13 protein-coding genes are annotated in these 16,351 nt (G+C 23.5%); 6 read left to right on the top strand and 7 right to left on the bottom strand.

Annotation, left to right across the window (positions count from 1 at the left end; all coding sequences use genetic code 4):
* Window positions 1–3 precede the first annotated feature (3 nt).
* Genes AAHM79_RS04260 through AAHM79_RS04250 form a run of 3 tightly spaced genes read left to right on the top strand, consistent with a single transcriptional unit; the run spans window position 4 to window position 3,353 of the window.
* Complete coding sequence (locus AAHM79_RS04260) at window positions 4–126, top strand: hypothetical protein (protein ID WP_338957828.1); 123 nt, start codon at window positions 4–6, stop codon at window positions 124–126.
* Between the two features lie 13 nt (window positions 127–139).
* Window positions 140–1,378 carry a hypothetical protein gene (locus AAHM79_RS04255; protein ID WP_342257210.1) on the top strand — a complete coding sequence of 413 codons (1,239 nt, stop codon included), beginning with the start codon at window positions 140–142 and terminating at the stop codon, window positions 1,376–1,378.
* Window positions 1,329–3,353, top strand: a complete 2,025-nt coding sequence (locus AAHM79_RS04250; RefSeq protein WP_342257211.1) for a hypothetical protein — start codon at window positions 1,329–1,331, stop codon at window positions 3,351–3,353. The genes AAHM79_RS04255 and AAHM79_RS04250 overlap by 50 nt, the downstream gene beginning before the upstream one ends.
* On the opposite strand, the gene AAHM79_RS04245 is transcribed toward AAHM79_RS04250, so the two are convergent.
* Both AAHM79_RS04245 and AAHM79_RS04240 read right to left on the bottom strand, forming a co-directional pair.
* Window positions 3,350–3,628: a hypothetical protein gene (locus AAHM79_RS04245; RefSeq protein WP_342257212.1), complete on the bottom strand. Its 279-nt coding sequence runs from the start codon at window positions 3,626–3,628 to the stop codon at window positions 3,350–3,352. The genes AAHM79_RS04250 and AAHM79_RS04245 overlap by 4 nt on opposite strands.
* Window positions 3,629–3,778: 150 nt before the next feature.
* On the bottom strand, window positions 3,779–4,690 hold the full coding sequence (locus AAHM79_RS04240) for a hypothetical protein (protein WP_342258190.1): 912 nt from the start codon (window positions 4,688–4,690) through the stop codon (window positions 3,779–3,781).
* Here AAHM79_RS04240 and AAHM79_RS04235 point away from each other — a divergent pair.
* On the top strand, window positions 4,689–5,234 hold the full coding sequence (locus AAHM79_RS04235; RefSeq protein ID WP_342258189.1) for an IS30 family transposase: 546 nt from the start codon (window positions 4,689–4,691) through the stop codon (window positions 5,232–5,234). The two genes, AAHM79_RS04240 and AAHM79_RS04235, sit on opposite strands and share 2 nt — an antisense overlap.
* A gap of 201 nt (window positions 5,235–5,435) precedes the next feature.
* On the opposite strand, the gene AAHM79_RS04230 is transcribed toward AAHM79_RS04235, so the two are convergent.
* The 3 genes from AAHM79_RS04230 to AAHM79_RS04220 form a co-directional block, all read right to left on the bottom strand.
* A complete protein-coding gene (locus AAHM79_RS04230; protein WP_342258188.1) occupies window positions 5,436–6,128 on the bottom strand; it encodes a class II fructose-bisphosphate aldolase in 693 nt (230 codons plus the stop codon).
* Between the two features lie 83 nt (window positions 6,129–6,211).
* On the bottom strand, window positions 6,212–6,916 hold the full coding sequence (locus AAHM79_RS04225; RefSeq protein WP_342258187.1) for a Pr6Pr family membrane protein: 705 nt from the start codon (window positions 6,914–6,916) through the stop codon (window positions 6,212–6,214).
* A gap of 137 nt (window positions 6,917–7,053) precedes the next feature.
* Entirely contained in the window at window positions 7,054–11,403 is a 4,350-nt protein-coding gene (locus AAHM79_RS04220) for a PolC-type DNA polymerase III (RefSeq protein WP_342258186.1), read from the bottom strand.
* Between the two features lie 277 nt (window positions 11,404–11,680).
* On the opposite strand from AAHM79_RS04220, the gene AAHM79_RS04215 reads away from it, so the two are divergent.
* Window positions 11,681–11,968 (top strand): helix-turn-helix domain-containing protein, encoded by a 288-nt coding sequence (locus AAHM79_RS04215; protein WP_342258185.1) that lies wholly within the window; start codon window positions 11,681–11,683, stop codon window positions 11,966–11,968.
* Between the two features lie 225 nt (window positions 11,969–12,193).
* Here the strand turns inward: AAHM79_RS04215 and AAHM79_RS04210 are convergent, their stop codons facing one another.
* Window positions 12,194–13,144 carry an IS30 family transposase gene (locus AAHM79_RS04210; protein WP_342257214.1) on the bottom strand — a complete coding sequence of 317 codons (951 nt, stop codon included), beginning with the start codon at window positions 13,142–13,144 and terminating at the stop codon, window positions 12,194–12,196.
* A gap of 120 nt (window positions 13,145–13,264) precedes the next feature.
* On the bottom strand, window positions 13,265–14,425 hold the full coding sequence (locus AAHM79_RS04205) for an Mbov_0401 family ICE element transposase-like protein (protein ID WP_342258184.1): 1,161 nt from the start codon (window positions 14,423–14,425) through the stop codon (window positions 13,265–13,267).
* A 73-nt stretch (window positions 14,426–14,498) separates the two neighbouring features.
* Here AAHM79_RS04205 and AAHM79_RS04200 point away from each other — a divergent pair, with 73 nt between their 5' ends.
* Entirely contained in the window at window positions 14,499–16,205 is a 1,707-nt protein-coding gene (locus AAHM79_RS04200; RefSeq protein ID WP_338958622.1) for a hypothetical protein, read from the top strand.
* The last annotated feature ends 146 nt before the right edge of the window (window positions 16,206–16,351 follow it).

Below are 16,351 nucleotides of genomic sequence, written 5' to 3'. Positions count from 1 at the left end.
ATTATGATTTGAAAAATTATAAAAATTATTTTAAGTTTAATTGGAGTTTTATTATCTTCTGCTGTTGCTGGTTTAATTATATTTATTATAGTAAAAATTGTCTTAAAAATTAATCAAATATTTTAGAAAGGAGAAAAAAATGAAACCTTTTTGACCAAGAAAAGATAAAACAAATATTAATAATAATGAAGAAAAATCTAAATTAATTTTTTTAGAAAATAAAAGTACACACACTTCTATTTTAAGTTATTTTGGTTTTAATGATTTTAATCATGAGACTTATTTTACTGATTTTGTTGCTGAAAATAATGCTAATTTATATAATGCTCCATTGGATATTAATAATGAAACTATTAAACAATATTTAATTAAACAAGAATTTTATAGAAAGAATTGAAATTCTATTTTTAAATTAAGCAAATTAGGAATTAGTGGTTATTTAATTTATATTGCTAATGATGATTTTTATTTTCAAGTAGTAGATATACAGCAAAGAATTTATGATATTACTGGTAAATTAATTCAATGTACTATTTTTTATGATAGTTATCAACAAAATGCACAAACAGTAAGATTATTTGAAGTTTATAAATTAAATAATGAACAAGTAACTATTAATCGTGCAATTTATAGTATTAGTGATAATAAAAAACAATTTCCTTTACCTTTTAAAGAATATAGTAATAATCCTAATTTAGAACAAGAACAAACATTAAATATTAATTATATTCCAATAGCAATTATGAGAAATAAAGCAAATGAGTTAGCAGATTGTAATAAAGTAATGGATAAAATTAAAGCATTAGATGTTATTTATGAACAAATTGTTTTAGATACTATTTTAAATTCACCAAAGTTTATTTTTGACCAAACTTATGGTAATGCTAAATCTACAATGGATGAAGCCGTAAGAACATTAGTTACTAACAACTATATTTGAAAAACTACTGGTGATAATAATGAAAAAAGTGAAAATATTAATATGACAAGTAGTAATTTTAAAGGTAAAAATTTAACTGATATATATGATTGAAATATTAATGAAATATTTAAACGTTGTGGTATTCATATACCAAGTCAAAAGAAATCAGCACAACAATCGGTTCCCGAAAGTACAGCGGTAAATATTTCAACTATTAATTATATTGAACAAAAATTATGACAATTTAATATTGATATTCTTAAATTTATTCAAATATTAGTACGTTTAGATAAAGATTTATTAAATAGTAAAACATTTAATATTAATGATGAACAAGAAATTAATAACTTAACAGTTAAATTAAAATTATTTAATCCAGAAAATAACCAATTAATAGGAGAAAACAATGGAAAACAACAACAAACCACAAACGAAGTTTCCACAGAAACAAACTAAACTTAATCAAGCAGAAATAGAAAATGATTATTTAATTGATAATATTCCTTATGATTTTACTAATATGATGAGTGCTACTAGTGACCCTGATATTAATAGAGCATACGATGAATTTAAAAAAAGAAAAATTTATATTTATGAAATTGAACGTTTATTTAAAAATAATGAAAATAATAGTTTAAGATTTTCAGCAAATACTATTAAAATAGGTTTTATTGATATTGATAAAGTATTAAAAACTACTGCTGTTGAAACATCTGATTTTACTATGCAATTAAATCAAAGAGCAAGTACTAATATTAATGACAATACAATTGAATATAGTATGACTGATATTAAAAATTTAATATTTCAAGAAATAAATTTATTAAATCAATTTAAGTTATATGCAGTTAGTATAAATGAACCATTAACTGAAAATAATATTGATAATTTATATATTATTAATAATTATTCAGAACCTTATCAAAATCCAAAAACTAGAAGTACTAAAAGTATTACTATTATTAAAATTAAAGACTTTAAAACAAGAGATGGTTATCCAATTATTATTAAATTACAAAAACCACTAGATAAAGACACCAAAGTTATTGGTTTAAAAATTAAAGCACCTAGAAGCATGATTTTTGGCAATATAAAGGTACTTGGTGAAGTCGACAATATGGAGGTATACCCAAAGTTATTTGTCAAAGATAAGATAGCATTTCCGCTATTATCAATGCCTATTGAAACTCAACCAAAAGTTAGAATATTACAACAATGATTTAGTGAACAAATATTACCTTGAAATTTAGCAAAACAATTTATAGGACAAGAAAAATCAGTTTTAGATTTAATTGCTATTGGTGGTGGTAGAGAAACAAGAAAAGAAATTATTAATAATGCAAGAGTAACTAATGATAAAATTGGTTATGATGTTTCTAAAAATTCAAAAGTATGACCATTATCTGATGAACTAGAATTAAAAGATAAAAAATTAGAGTCATGATTTTTAGTAAGTGACTATAATTTATTTATTTCTACAACAAATAAATTTCATGATGTTGAACTAGAAATAAAAGATAGACCACCAATTGATAGTTTACAAAAAGTATTATTAGATATGTTAACTTATACATATACTTATAATAGAAACTTTGATGGTGCATCATTAAGTAATGTTTTAAAAGAAATGAATGATTTAGATAAAATTCGTGCTAAGTTTGAAGGACAAAAACCAAATGAAGTTATTACTAATTTATTTAAACAATGAGAATTAGATTATCCTAACTATACAAATTTACCAAAAGTTAAAATATTAAAACAAATAGTTATAATGCTATCAAAAAATATTTATTCAACCATGTCTATTAATAACGGTTTAAATGATGACTATAAATTATTATTACCTTATTATTTTGAATTAAAATCAAATCCTATACATTCTACACCTGATAAGATTTGAGAATTTAAAGATATAAAAGTAGTATTAAAATCTGCATATTTTGATTTTACAGATATCAATAACATTAAACTAAAAAACAATGACATTAGTCAAAATGAATTATTGAAATTAGATGATAATCAATTTAACTGACTATCCATAACTAATGAATTAGAAAGCAATAATATACCATCATTAATTCCGGCAGATTGAACATTAGGTAATGGTGAATATGGAAAATATTTTACAAGATTAATTATTAATAAAAATAAAACCGAAAATGCTTTAAATTTATATGGTTCAAATAAATCACAATTATTTTCTAAATTAGAATTTTATAAAGAAGTTTTACAAATTGACAATAATAGTGAATTTGAATTACAAATTGAAAATCCAATTAATAACTTAAATCGAATTGAAGTTAGCGGACTATTTGGTGCTGGTAATTATGATTTAATTTTAGTAACAAATAAACAAGAAATAAATTTAAATAATATTAATTTATTTGATAAATATAATGAAAATATTTCTTATATAAATTTAGAAATTTAATTATCAAAATATCCATCTGGATAAATACCATCTCATTTTACTGCATCATCAGTTAATTTATTTGATGCTCAGTAAAGAGTAATTTTATGTTTATTACTTACTGGTCTTGCTCAAATAGTTGCCCCCCAGTGTGCTTCATGGTCGTAATCATAAAAATATGTTAATTGATTATTTTTATTATATGAAACTATTCCTAAGATTAAACCGGTAACACCAGTTATTACAGCAAATGATAATGATATTTTTTGAAAATTTGTTTTTATTCATATTTTCATAATAAATATCTCCTTTTTTCCTTGATTTTACTTTTAAATTGTACTATTTTTGATTATTTTTACAAGTATGCTTTTAAAAGCAAAATAACGCCTAAATTAAAGGTGTTTATTTTTTGATACCTATAATATTAATTGTATTGCGCTTATTTATTATATTGCAAATGTGAAGATACTTTTTTTTACAGTAGCATTATTTTTACCCCTAATTACATTTTTATATGGATATAATGCATAAAATAATGCATCATAAGGGTCTTGATACATATTTTTGTCAGGAATGTTAGTTTTGGTTTGGTCATAACGTAATTCTTCTAAACATTGAGTTGTTTTTGGTAAATCATCTTTATTTGCATAAAAGTTTCCATAACTCATAATATTTCTCATTCAAACTACTCTATTAGTTAATCCGGCTTCTTGATTTAAATTTGAAGCATGTTTAATAGCGGTTTGTGTTATTAAAATAGTATTGTGTTCATCAATTAATTTTTGATTTAATCAATCCATTGCTGTTCTTGCTTTATCATCATAAAAATAAATTGCTTGTTCAAAATTTTCAAAATTATCCATTAATCCTAAAATTTCATTAACATAAGCATTAATTTTTTCATTTTCATTTATAAAATCATTTGGAGTAACTACTAATTCACAAATAATATAAGCATCATAATAACCAGTATTATTATATTCTTTAAAACCAACTACCATAAATACAGTATGGTCTTTTGGTCCCGTAGCTCAATCAATACCAACACTATAAAAATCAAATTTATACATTTCTTTTTCTTGATTATAAAATTGTTTTAAATCATATGATTGTCAATATTTTACTGTTTTTTGAAATGGGAAAATTGTTGCATCGCTATCTAAAAATTCAAAACCATAATAAACAGTATTATATTCATCTGGATTACTTTTTTCCATTTCTAATAATGTTCTTTGTTGAATGTCAGGTAATTTATTTCAAAATGGTTGAATAGTAAATCTTAAAACAAATAAACCTAAACCACTAAACATATCTTTATTTTCATAATAAACTTTACCAACTTTTTTAAGATTTTTCATGACTTCATCATTTAATGGTAAAAATGGTGTACAGTATTTTTCAATTAAAGAACGAGATATAAATGTTAATGATCGTATAACACTTGGTCATTGAGAAGGAGATACTATAGTATCATCACGAGGTAAAAGCAAATCATGTTTAATAACTTTAGTTGAAAGAGTATCACGATTTACTTTAGCAATATTAGTTAAAAACAGAACTACTAAAGTTATTAATAAAAATGTCAGTTATTATTTATCAATTCTTCCTAAAAACATTGTTAAAACTATTACTTTTGATCGTGGCAAAGAATTTTCAAATTGACAACAACTTGAAAAAAATTTAGATGTAAAAATTTATTTTGCCAATCCATATTCACCTTGACAAAGAGGTACTAATGAAAATACTAATGGTTTAATTAGAGAAAAATTTCCTAAAAAATTTATTTTTTCAAAAACTAATAAAAATGAAGTTCATAAATTTATATTGTCTTTAAATCAAAGACCGAGAAAAATACTAAATTATCTTTCACCAATCGAATATTTGGATAGAAAAATAATTTAGTTGCACTTACCTTTACAATTTAGCAAATAAATAAAAATAAAACAAAACTTATTAAAGAAAACTTTAATAAGAATTTTTGAGTTATAAAAGTAAGTATTATTGTTGACTAATATTTTTGAAGTGTTAAGATTAACTTACAATTGCATATTGAAGTCTAAATTATTCTCGTCTAAACTTATAATTTAAAGACAAATTTGAATATTATTGACAACATCGGTACGCTCCCTTAACTTTAGTAATACCAGCTTTAATTGCTAGAGTTAATTGTTCATTATTAATAGTAACATTATCATGTAATACTAAAAAAATTTCAGGCATTTTAATAGCAATTTCTTTAATTAGAGAAATTTTTAAATCTTGTCTATTATCTTGATGATGATTATTGATAGCAGTAAATACAAGACCATTAATATTAGTTTTATTTCTAAATAATATTGCTTGTTCAATTAAATTAATATCATTAGTAATATCTCCTTTTGTATTATTGTAAAAAATCTCTGATTCAACAATAATACCCAAAGGAGCAGCAAAATGAACAATATCTTTAGTTTTTTCAATATTTTCTTTAATTGGATAGTTACTGTAATTTAACATAACTGAACTAAAATCAGATGTAATTTTAGTTTTAATAAAGTGTGGATCAAGACAGTGGTCTAGTTGTAAAAAAATTGGTACTTTTGCACGAATAATAAAATTGTTAGTAATAGCAAGTACATATTTTAAATCAATACAATTAATAGTGTTAGGTGTTATCATTAAACATATTGGTGCTTTTTGTTTTTCGGCTGCATTAGTAATTGCAATTAACATTTCTAAATTATCAAAGTTAAAACTTGGGATTGCGTATTTGTTAATTTGTGCATGTTTTAACATTGTTTTCAAGTTAATTTGCAATTACAATCACCTAACTTTTCTTTTTTATTTAATTATATCAATAATATTTATCATGTAAGGAATATAAGATATATTTTAAATTTTTACTTTTTTCTTTTCTTTTTAATTTTGCTTTTCTTTTTTTTATTAAGTTGACGTAATATTTTTTGATAAAAATCATATAAACGATGTTCAGAAGTTTGATAACGTTTGAACATTAAGTTATTAATTCAAATATAAAAATATTGTAAACTGAAAACTAAACCAAAAACAACCGCACTAGCAGCGATTAATCATCCATATTCACCATTTGAATAATCAAAGAAAAAATATGGATATCATGTATCTCTTGGTGGATGACCAGTTTCTATAAAATCTAAATAACGTAAATGACCTCTAATTAGAATAACAATACAATAAATTGCTGGATAAATAACAATTAATCATAAATATATTTTATGTTGTTGTTTCATATTAATATATTGATGACCTGATGTAACAATAAAGCTAGTAATCATAATTATTGGCATTAATAAGTGTAAAATTAATGTTGCAATTCAATTATAAGCACTGTATTGTTTTGGATCTTGCTCAGCAGTGAAAATACCTATTCAAAATACTAACATCGTAATAGTAATATAAACAGTTACTGCTAATCGAGTTTGAAAACTTGGTTTAGTACCACGAAAATAAGAATCAAATAAATAAACACAAAAATAAATAACAACCATATAATTACTCTCAGTAGTAAAAAAAGCATAGTAGTGACTTACTCGTTCACCATATCCTAAATCTTCAAATTTTTCCATTGGATAATATATTGCACTAATTAAATCAATAATTAAAAATAAAATTATCATTATTAATGCAGATAAACGTATATAAAAGTTGGCTTTGTTACTTAATTTATACATAATAATCCCACATCTTTTCTTTTTTCTTTGTATTATAATGCTAACATTAATTGTGTATTTTCTTCTAAATGTTCTAATACTCCTAAGTCATTTAATAGTTGATAATTAGTTTTAGTAATATTAGTTCGTAGTTGTAAATCATTTTTTGAAGTAATTGCTTGTTCACTCCTTGCTTTAACAATTGAATTAGCCACAATTTCACCCAATCCATCTAAAGTAATAAAAGGTGGTAAAATTTGTTTTTCACCATTTATTACTTTAACTTGAAAAAGTTTAGCATCAGAATGTTCTAAACTAATATTGCTAAATTTAATATTTCTAGCATTCATTTCTAATGCTACTTCTAATAATGGGATTAAATCTTTTTCTTTAGTAGTAACTGTATTTTTTTGACCATCATTTTTTCTTAATCTGTTATTAATATCTTTTAATTTATTAGTAATAGCACCAATGCCTTGTAACATAGTTTTAATATCAAAAATTTCACATCTTGTTGTAAAATAAGTAGCATAATATTCATGCGGATAATAAACTTTAAATCAAGCTACTCTTCATGCCATTAATACATAAGCAGTAGCGTGTGCTTTAGGAAACATATATTTAATTTTTTTGCAAGATTTAATGTATCAATTAGGAACTTTCTTTTCTTGCATTAACTTTTCATATTCTTGTTTAATGCCTTTTTCTTTACGGACATCTTCCATAATGTTAAAGGCAATTTTTGCTGGTAACCCTTGATATACTAAATAAGTCATAATATCATCACGACAACCAATTACATCTTTTAGTTTTAAACCTTGTTGTGAAATTAATTCATCAGCATTATTTAATCAAACATCAGTACCATGTGATAAACCAGATATTTGTACTAATTCAGAAAATGAAGTAGGTAATGTATCACTTAACATTTTACGAACAAAACCAGTACCAAATTCAGGGATACCAATTGCTCCTGTTTTTTCGCCAAGTAAATCATCACTAGTAATATTTAAGGCACTTAAATTAGAAAATAATGATAAAACTTTTTCATCTTGATTAGGAATAGTTTTTGGATCAATACCAGTTAAATTTTCTAACATTTTTAATGCTGTTGGATCAACGTGACCTAGAATATCTAATTTTAATAAATTATCATGAATAGCATTAAAATCAAAGTGGGTAGTTTTTCATGTAGAACTAGTATCATCAGCTGGAAAATTAATTGGTGTAAAATCGTTAATATTATATTCTTTTGGTACAACAATAATACCACCAGGATGTTGACCGGTTGTTCTTTTAATACCAACACATCCTTGACTTAGTAACTCTAGTTTTGCTGCACGCATATCTGATTGACCAATTTTTTCTGCATAAGCTTTAACATAACCATAAGCTGTTTTATTGGCAATTGTTGAAATTGTTCCAGCACGAAAAACATTTTCTTCACCAAACATTTCTTTAGTAAAATCATGAGCTTTATTTTGATATTCACCAGAAAAGTTTAAATCAATATCAGGTGTTTTATCACCATCAAATCCTAAGAATGTTTCAAAAGGAATATCATGACCATCAGTAATTAAATCAATATTGCATTGTGAACATATTTTTTTTGGTAAATCATAACCACACTTATAAGAACCATTACTAATAAATTCACTAGTTTTACATTGTGGACATAAATAGTGTGGTTGTAGTGGATTAACCTCAGTAATGTTAGCAAAAGTAGCTACTAAAGATGAACCAACTGAGCCACGACTACCAACAAGATAACCATCTTGTAAAGATTTTTCTACTAATTTGTGTGCAATTCAATAAACAACAGCAAAACCATGAGTAATAATTGCATCTAATTCGCGAGTTAAACGTTTTTCTACATATGTTGGTAATGGATTACCGTAACGATTTCATGCTTGTTCATAACAAAGATTACGTAATTTAGTATCAACATTAACAATACTTGGTGTAAATAAGCCATCTTTAATTGGTTTAACCATTTCAAATTGTTTTGCTAATTGCAAAGGATTATTAATAACAATATCATTAATTAAATTAGGGTCATCTAAAAAGTTAAATTCTGTTAACATTTGATTAGTAGTTCTTAAATGTTGATCGGGATATGATGTAACTTTACCTTTACGATCAAATAATGGGTGTAACAAACCACCAATTGCTTTACTATTAATAATAACATCACGATACATTTTTTCATGGGGATGTAAATAGTGGGCATCGCTAGTAGCAATTACTAATTTATTTAATTTAAGAGCATTATTAATAATTTTTTTAATAGTATCATGTAATTGTTCTTTAGTAATATTTCCTAACTGTATTAAGTGTTTATAAACAGCAGGTGGTTGGATTTCAATAAAATCAAATCATTTCATTATTTTAATTAGTTCTTCTTCACTTTTATTTAATGCTGTTTCAAAAACAGCACCATTTATACAACTACTACCAATTAATAATTCTTTTCTATTTTCATTAATTGCTTCTGATATGATTTTTGGTGTTTTATAAAAATACTTTGTATGAGATAGTGAAACTAATTGATATAAATCTTTTAATCCTAATTGATTTTTTGCAAAAATAGTAATATGTTCACCACGAAGTTTAAAATTAATTTGTTCATTAATTAAGTTATTAATTTCTTGTAAATTAATACAATTAAATTCTGTTTTTAATTGTTGTAACATTTTTAAAAATACTTGTGCTAATACATTAGCATCATAATCAGCACGGTGGGCAATTTCATCATCATATTTAATGCCATAAGTACGACAAATAGTACCTAATCGATAATATTTTAGTTGTGGTAGAATTGCTCTAGATAATTGCAAAGTATCAATGACAGGATTATTTAAAGGCATGAAACCCAATTGTTTCATTGCTGCTTGTAAAAAACCAAAGTCAAAGTTAGCATTATGAGCAACTATTGTTTTATTGCCAATTATTTCAATAATTGTTGGCAATATTTGTTGTAATGTTTGTTTATCTTTTAACATAACATTGGTAATACTAGTAAGTTCAGTAATATGTTCAGGTACGGGATTATTTGGTTTAATTAAAATTGTATCTTGTTTTAAAATCATATTGTCTTTAACAATTGTATAACCAAATTCAATAATTTCGTGGTAATTGGTTGATAAACCAGTTGTTTCTAAGTCAAGAACAATGTATTCTAAATCTAATAATGATGTATTAATATTATTCTTAGTAATACTAATATTATTGGGGATTAAATCCATTTCAACACCATACATTACTTTTAAGTTTGGATGTTTTTTAGCGGCATTAGCAATATCTGGGTATGCTTGTACATTTAAGTGATCAGTAAAACCAATTGCTTGGTGTCCTCATTTAGCTACTTGATTAATATAATCACTTGCTGAAGTAATACCATCCATAGCACTCATTTTAGTATGAGTATGAAATTCAATTCTTTTAGTTTTAGCATCATCATTATTGTTAGTATTTTTATTATTTAAATCAATAATTAAATCATCAATTCATAGTACTTGTTCTTTACTATAATTATCATAACGACTATTAGCATTAATTTTTATTCAATCATCAACTTTAATATTATCAAATTTCTCATCTGGTTGATCGCTATTAATAAATGCTTTGCAAGTAATTGCATCACTATAATCAGTAATTCAAAATGAATAAAATCATTTTTGAGTTTTAGTTAAAAATTTATTAATTTTAAAAACTTTACCACTAATAATAATATTGGGTTCATCGCCAATGATATCTTTAATGCTATGAGTTGGGTCTGTTATTTCTAAATTAACTTTTGCTTTTTTGCGATAAGTAGTTGTATTAAAATTTTTACTTATATTATTGTTAGGAATTTTAGTTTTTAAATTGTTAGTAATTTTGCTAATTTCTGCTTTAGATTCATTTGCATAACTAATAAATGGTTGCTCTGCTTTATTTATTTTAGTTTTTAATTGAATTTTTTTAAAACCATATTGTTGAAAGTAGTTAATAAATTGTAAAAATTCATTAGTTATTAATTTTTCTTCAATACTATTATGAATGGTAATGGTAATAATATTATTTTTATAATTAATTGCTGAGTCGGGTAAAGAATAATAAATTCCAGCTAATAGTTGCAATTTATGAGTTTTAATATAATGAAAATATGTTAATACAGTTGATTCATCAGCAGTAAGGGAAACATTAAAATCGACACTAATATTCGAAACAGGTAATTTTTCAAAATGTTGTTCAAAACTTTTTAAAGTAGTAGTTGTTAGAAAATTAGGTAAGTTGATGGTAATTATTACTTGTTGATTATGATGAAAATATTGTACTTTTTTAATAGTAGCATGATTAAATTCATTATTAACATCATTAAAATCCATTTCATGGAAAAGTTTTTGTAAATCTTGATTCATATATTTTTCCCTCTCTTAATACTAAATAATTGACAATAATAACTATATTTTAATTAAAATATATTAAATCATTATTCTAATGTTTAATCAAATTTCATATTTTAATTATAACTTAATTAAAATTCTTATTCTTATTCTTATATAAAAAAAGTATGAAATTTTAGTGCTGAATTGCTGAATTATACTTGTAAGTGCAAGTAAATAAAATTGCAAAAAATTCTCATATAAAAATTTCATAATGCTAAATTTAGTTTAGAAAAAAGTAAGGAGTTTTTATATGAGTTATAAACATCTTGGCATAGATGAAAGGATTTATATTGAGAATCAATTGAAATTTAAATTTAAAATTAGTGAAATAGCTAAAAATCTTAATCGAAGTATTAGTACTATTATTCGAGAAATTAATAGAAATAAAGATAATAATCATTATTTTTCATTAATTGCACAAAATAAAGCTGAAAATCGAAAACAATCACATATTAGTTTTCATAAGTTTAAAAATAAGAATTTAGTAAAATATGTACAACAAAAATTACTATTAGGTTGATCATCTGAACAAATTTAGGGAGCGTACCGATGTTGTCAATAATATTCAAATTTGTCTTTAAATTATAAGTTTAGACGAGAATAATTTAGACTTCAATATGCAATTGTAAGTTAATCTTAACACTTCAAAAATATTAGTCAACAATAATACTTACTTTTATAACTCAAAAATTCTTATTAAAGTTTTCTTTAATAAGTTTTATTTTATTTTTATTTATTTGCTAAATTGTAAAGGTAAGTGCAACTAAATTATTTTTCTATCCAAATATTCGATTGGTGAAAGATAATTTAGTATTTTTCTCGGTCTTTGATTTAAAGACAATATAAATTTATGAACTTCATTTTTATTAGTTTTTGAAAAAATAAATTTTTTAGGAAATTTTTCTCTAATTAAACCATTAGTATTTTCATTAGTACCTCTTTGTCAAGGTGAATATGGATTGGCAAAATAAATTTTTACATCTAAATTTTTTTCAAGTTGTTGTCAATTTGAAAATTCTTTGCCACGATCAAAAGTAATAGTTTTAACAATGTTTTTAGGAAGAATTGATAAATAATAACTGACATTTTTATTAATAACTTTAGTAGTTCTGTTTTTAACTAATATTGCTAAAGTAAATCGTGATACTCTTTCAACTAAAGTTATTAAACATGATTTGCTTTTACCTCGTGATGATACTATAGTATCTCCTTCTCAATGACCAAGTGTTATACGATCATTAACATTTATATCTCGTTCTTTAATTGATTTACCATTAAACTTGCCACGATTTTCTTTAGATTTTCGTTTTTTACCTTTTCTTCTTAAATTTTTACTAGTAACTTTATCAAGCATTCCAAAATAAATTCAAGTATAAATTGTTTTAAAACTAATAACTCACTCTTTATGAAAATTTTTAATTCTGCCATAAATTTGTTCAGATGATCAACCTAATAGTAATTTTTGTTGTACATATTTTACTAAATTCTTATTTTTAAACTTATGAAAACTAATATGTGATTGTTTTCGATTTTCAGCTTTATTTTGTGCAATTAATGAAAAATCATGATTATTATCTTTATTTCTATTAATTTCTCGAATAATAGTACTAATACTTCGATTAAGATTTTTAGCTATTTCACTAATTTTAAATTTAAATTTCAATTGATTCTCAATATAAATCCTTTCATCTATGCCAAGATGTTTATAACTCATATAAAAACTCCTTACTTTTTTCTAAACTAAATTTAGCATTATGAAATTTTTATATGAGAATTTTTTGCAATTTTATTTACTTGCACTTACAAGTATAATTCAGCAAATTTAAGTTTTAATTTATAATAACTGGATAATTGTATTTATTTGATAACATTTAAAATTAACCATTTTTGTATACATATCAATGTTATAAGTTCTATCACCAATCATATGCTTTAAAATTTGTTTAATATTAGTTTCAGTAAAGCAACCAATATTTTCAACTAATGCTTGGTTTAATACACCATCTTTTGCATTAATAAAATAACCAACTTTTAATTTTTTATATTGTAAAGTTAATGATTGTAAAAAATCAATTAATTCATAATATTGACCTTTGGCAAATAAATTTATTGCATTTTGATAGTGTAATTTAGCAATTTGATTTTTTCTTCTTCCTGCCATTATACCAAGAAATAAAACATGAAAAGCATGAAATTTATCTAAAATAAATTTAGCATTTAAAATTGTAGCAGTTTTTCTAATTCATTTTGCACTATCTCCACAAACTATTAAATTTGCTTGGTCAAAGTTTTCAAAAAATAAATTACCATATTTTTCTATTAATTTTGCGGTTTTTTCAGCACCAATTTCTGTTTTTGAAACTCTTATTTTACATACAGCTCTTTTATTAATTAATTTTCCATTTTTCTTTTTACCAGTACACATTACTATTAATCTCATCGAACATTTTTTACAATTTTTAGTATTGTGTTTTTCATTAAACTTAAATTTTCGATGACCATCATCAATATTTACATATAAATTTTGATTTGGTTGTAATGGTATTTTGGGAATATTTGCTTTTGGTAATTCAAATTTTTGATATGTTCTACAAACTGTACTATTACTTATTAAATATTCAATAAAAGTATCACAAACATCACGATACTTTTTACCATCAGCAAAATATTTTAAAATTTGTTTAATAACGTTAGGTGCAAGTTTACTATATTTTTTAACACCAAGATAATTATCTAATAATGATACGTACTCCATTTTTTGTGTTTTTGTGTTATAATGTGTACAAATACGTCGCTTATAAGTTAATAAACCTTTTTTTGCTTTTAATTTTCGTTGTCTAAATCTATATGATTTATATTCAGATTTATCACATATACTTCATAAATAATCATCTATTTTTGCAAATAATTCTTCTGTTTGTTTTAAACTTAATTCATCTTGATTAAAATCATGTTTGTCTCAATCAAAATGATTTGCGAATGGTAATATAAACATTTTTAATGTTCCTTTCTAATTTTTGTTTGTTAATAATTTAAGTTTAATTTTTTTTTAAAAATAAGGAGTAAATATGGCTTTTATTAGTAGTTATGGACAATTAAATAAAAAATATAATCTTAATTTTAGTGATAATAATTATGGTTTTAGTTGAGATATTTTTAAAGAATTTGTTGGTGATGAATGAGCAGAATATTTTACTACTAATTGTTTTTATCGTTTTGTTCCAACAGCACGTGGAACAAGAAAAACTTGAAACTGTTTAGCATTTGATTTATTTATATGTTGTAATTTTAGAGATAGTAGTGTTCAAGAAGTAAGAAGATATGAAAATACTCATAGTGAAACTACAATTGGTGCTTTAATGAATGTTTGTCAAGTTTTATTAGATACATATAATATTAATTTATTACCTAATAATCCACATGGCATTAAATGAAAAATTACTAAGGATGGGGGATGTATTATCTTTCCAAGTAATCAACAAATTGACTTTATTGGTTATGCTAATGGTAATAAGATTTTTGGAAAAGAAGCAGGTGGGTCAAGTTTTTTAGGTTCAAGAACAGATGAAATTATTATGGCAGAAGAAAAAGAAACATTAACTGAAAAACAATTAACATATCGATATGAACGTTTACAAAACTCTATGTTTAGAAGTAATCGTATTAAAGTATCAAATAAACCTATTAAAGAGTGAAGTTGAACATTTATTGATAAAAATATATATAGTTCTACCTTTGGACAAAAGATTACTCGTTATTTTTATAAAAGTTTTTTCATTACTTTTACATGTAATCCTTATGATAAATATCATCCATTTTATTTAAAATACTGTACACCATTTTTACCATTAAATGATGAAGTCATGAAAAATCTTAAAAAAGTTGGTAAAGTTTATTATGAAAATAAAGATATGTTTAGTGGTTTAGGTTTATTTGTTTTAAGATTTACTATTCAACCATTTTGAAATAAATTACCTGACATTCAACAAAGAACATTATTAGAAATGGAAAAAAGTAATCCAGATGAATATAATACTGTTTATTATGGTTTTGAATTTTTAGATAGCGATGCAACAATTTTCCCATTTCAAAAAACAGTAAAATATTGACAATCATATGATTTAAAACAATTTTATAATCAAGAAAAAGAAATGTATAAATTTGATTTTTATAGTGTTGGTATTGATTGAGCTACGGGACCAAAAGACCATACTGTATTTATGGTAGTTGGTTTTAAAGAATATAATAATACTGGTTATTATGATGCTTATATTATTTGTGAATTAGTAGTTACTCCAAATGATTTTATAAATGAAAATGAAAAAATTAATGCTTATGTTAATGAAATTTTAGGATTAATGGATAATTTTGAAAATTTTGAACAAGCAATTTATTTTTATGATGATAAAGCAAGAACAGCAATGGATTGATTAAATCAAAAATTAATTGATGAACACAATACTATTTTAATAACACAAACCGCTATTAAACATGCTTCAAATTTAAATCAAGAAGCCGGATTAACTAATAGAGTAGTTTGAATGAGAAATATTATGAGTTATGGAAACTTTTATGCAAATAAAGATGATTTACCAAAAACAACTCAATGTTTAGAAGAATTACGTTATGACCAAACCAAAACTAACATTCCTGACAAAAATATGTATCAAGACCCTTATGATGCATTATTTTATGCATTATATCCATATAAAAATGTAATTAGGGGTAAAAATAATGCTACTGTAAAAAAAAGTATCTTCACATTTGCAATATAATAAATAAGCGCAATACAATTAATATTATAGGTATCAAAAAATAAACACCTTTAATTTAGGCGTTATTTTGCTTTTAAAAGCATACTTGTAAAAATAATCAAAAATAGTACAATTTAAAAGTAAAATCAAGGAAAAAAGGAGATATT

The organism is Spiroplasma endosymbiont of Nomada ruficornis (genome assembly GCF_964030795.1).
Classification (GTDB): Bacteria; Bacillota_I; Bacilli_A; order Mycoplasmatales; family VBWQ01; genus Spiroplasma_E; species Spiroplasma_E ixodetis_A.
Note: the sequence above shows the minus strand (reverse complement) of the source record. Positions and strands in the feature narration are given on the sequence as shown.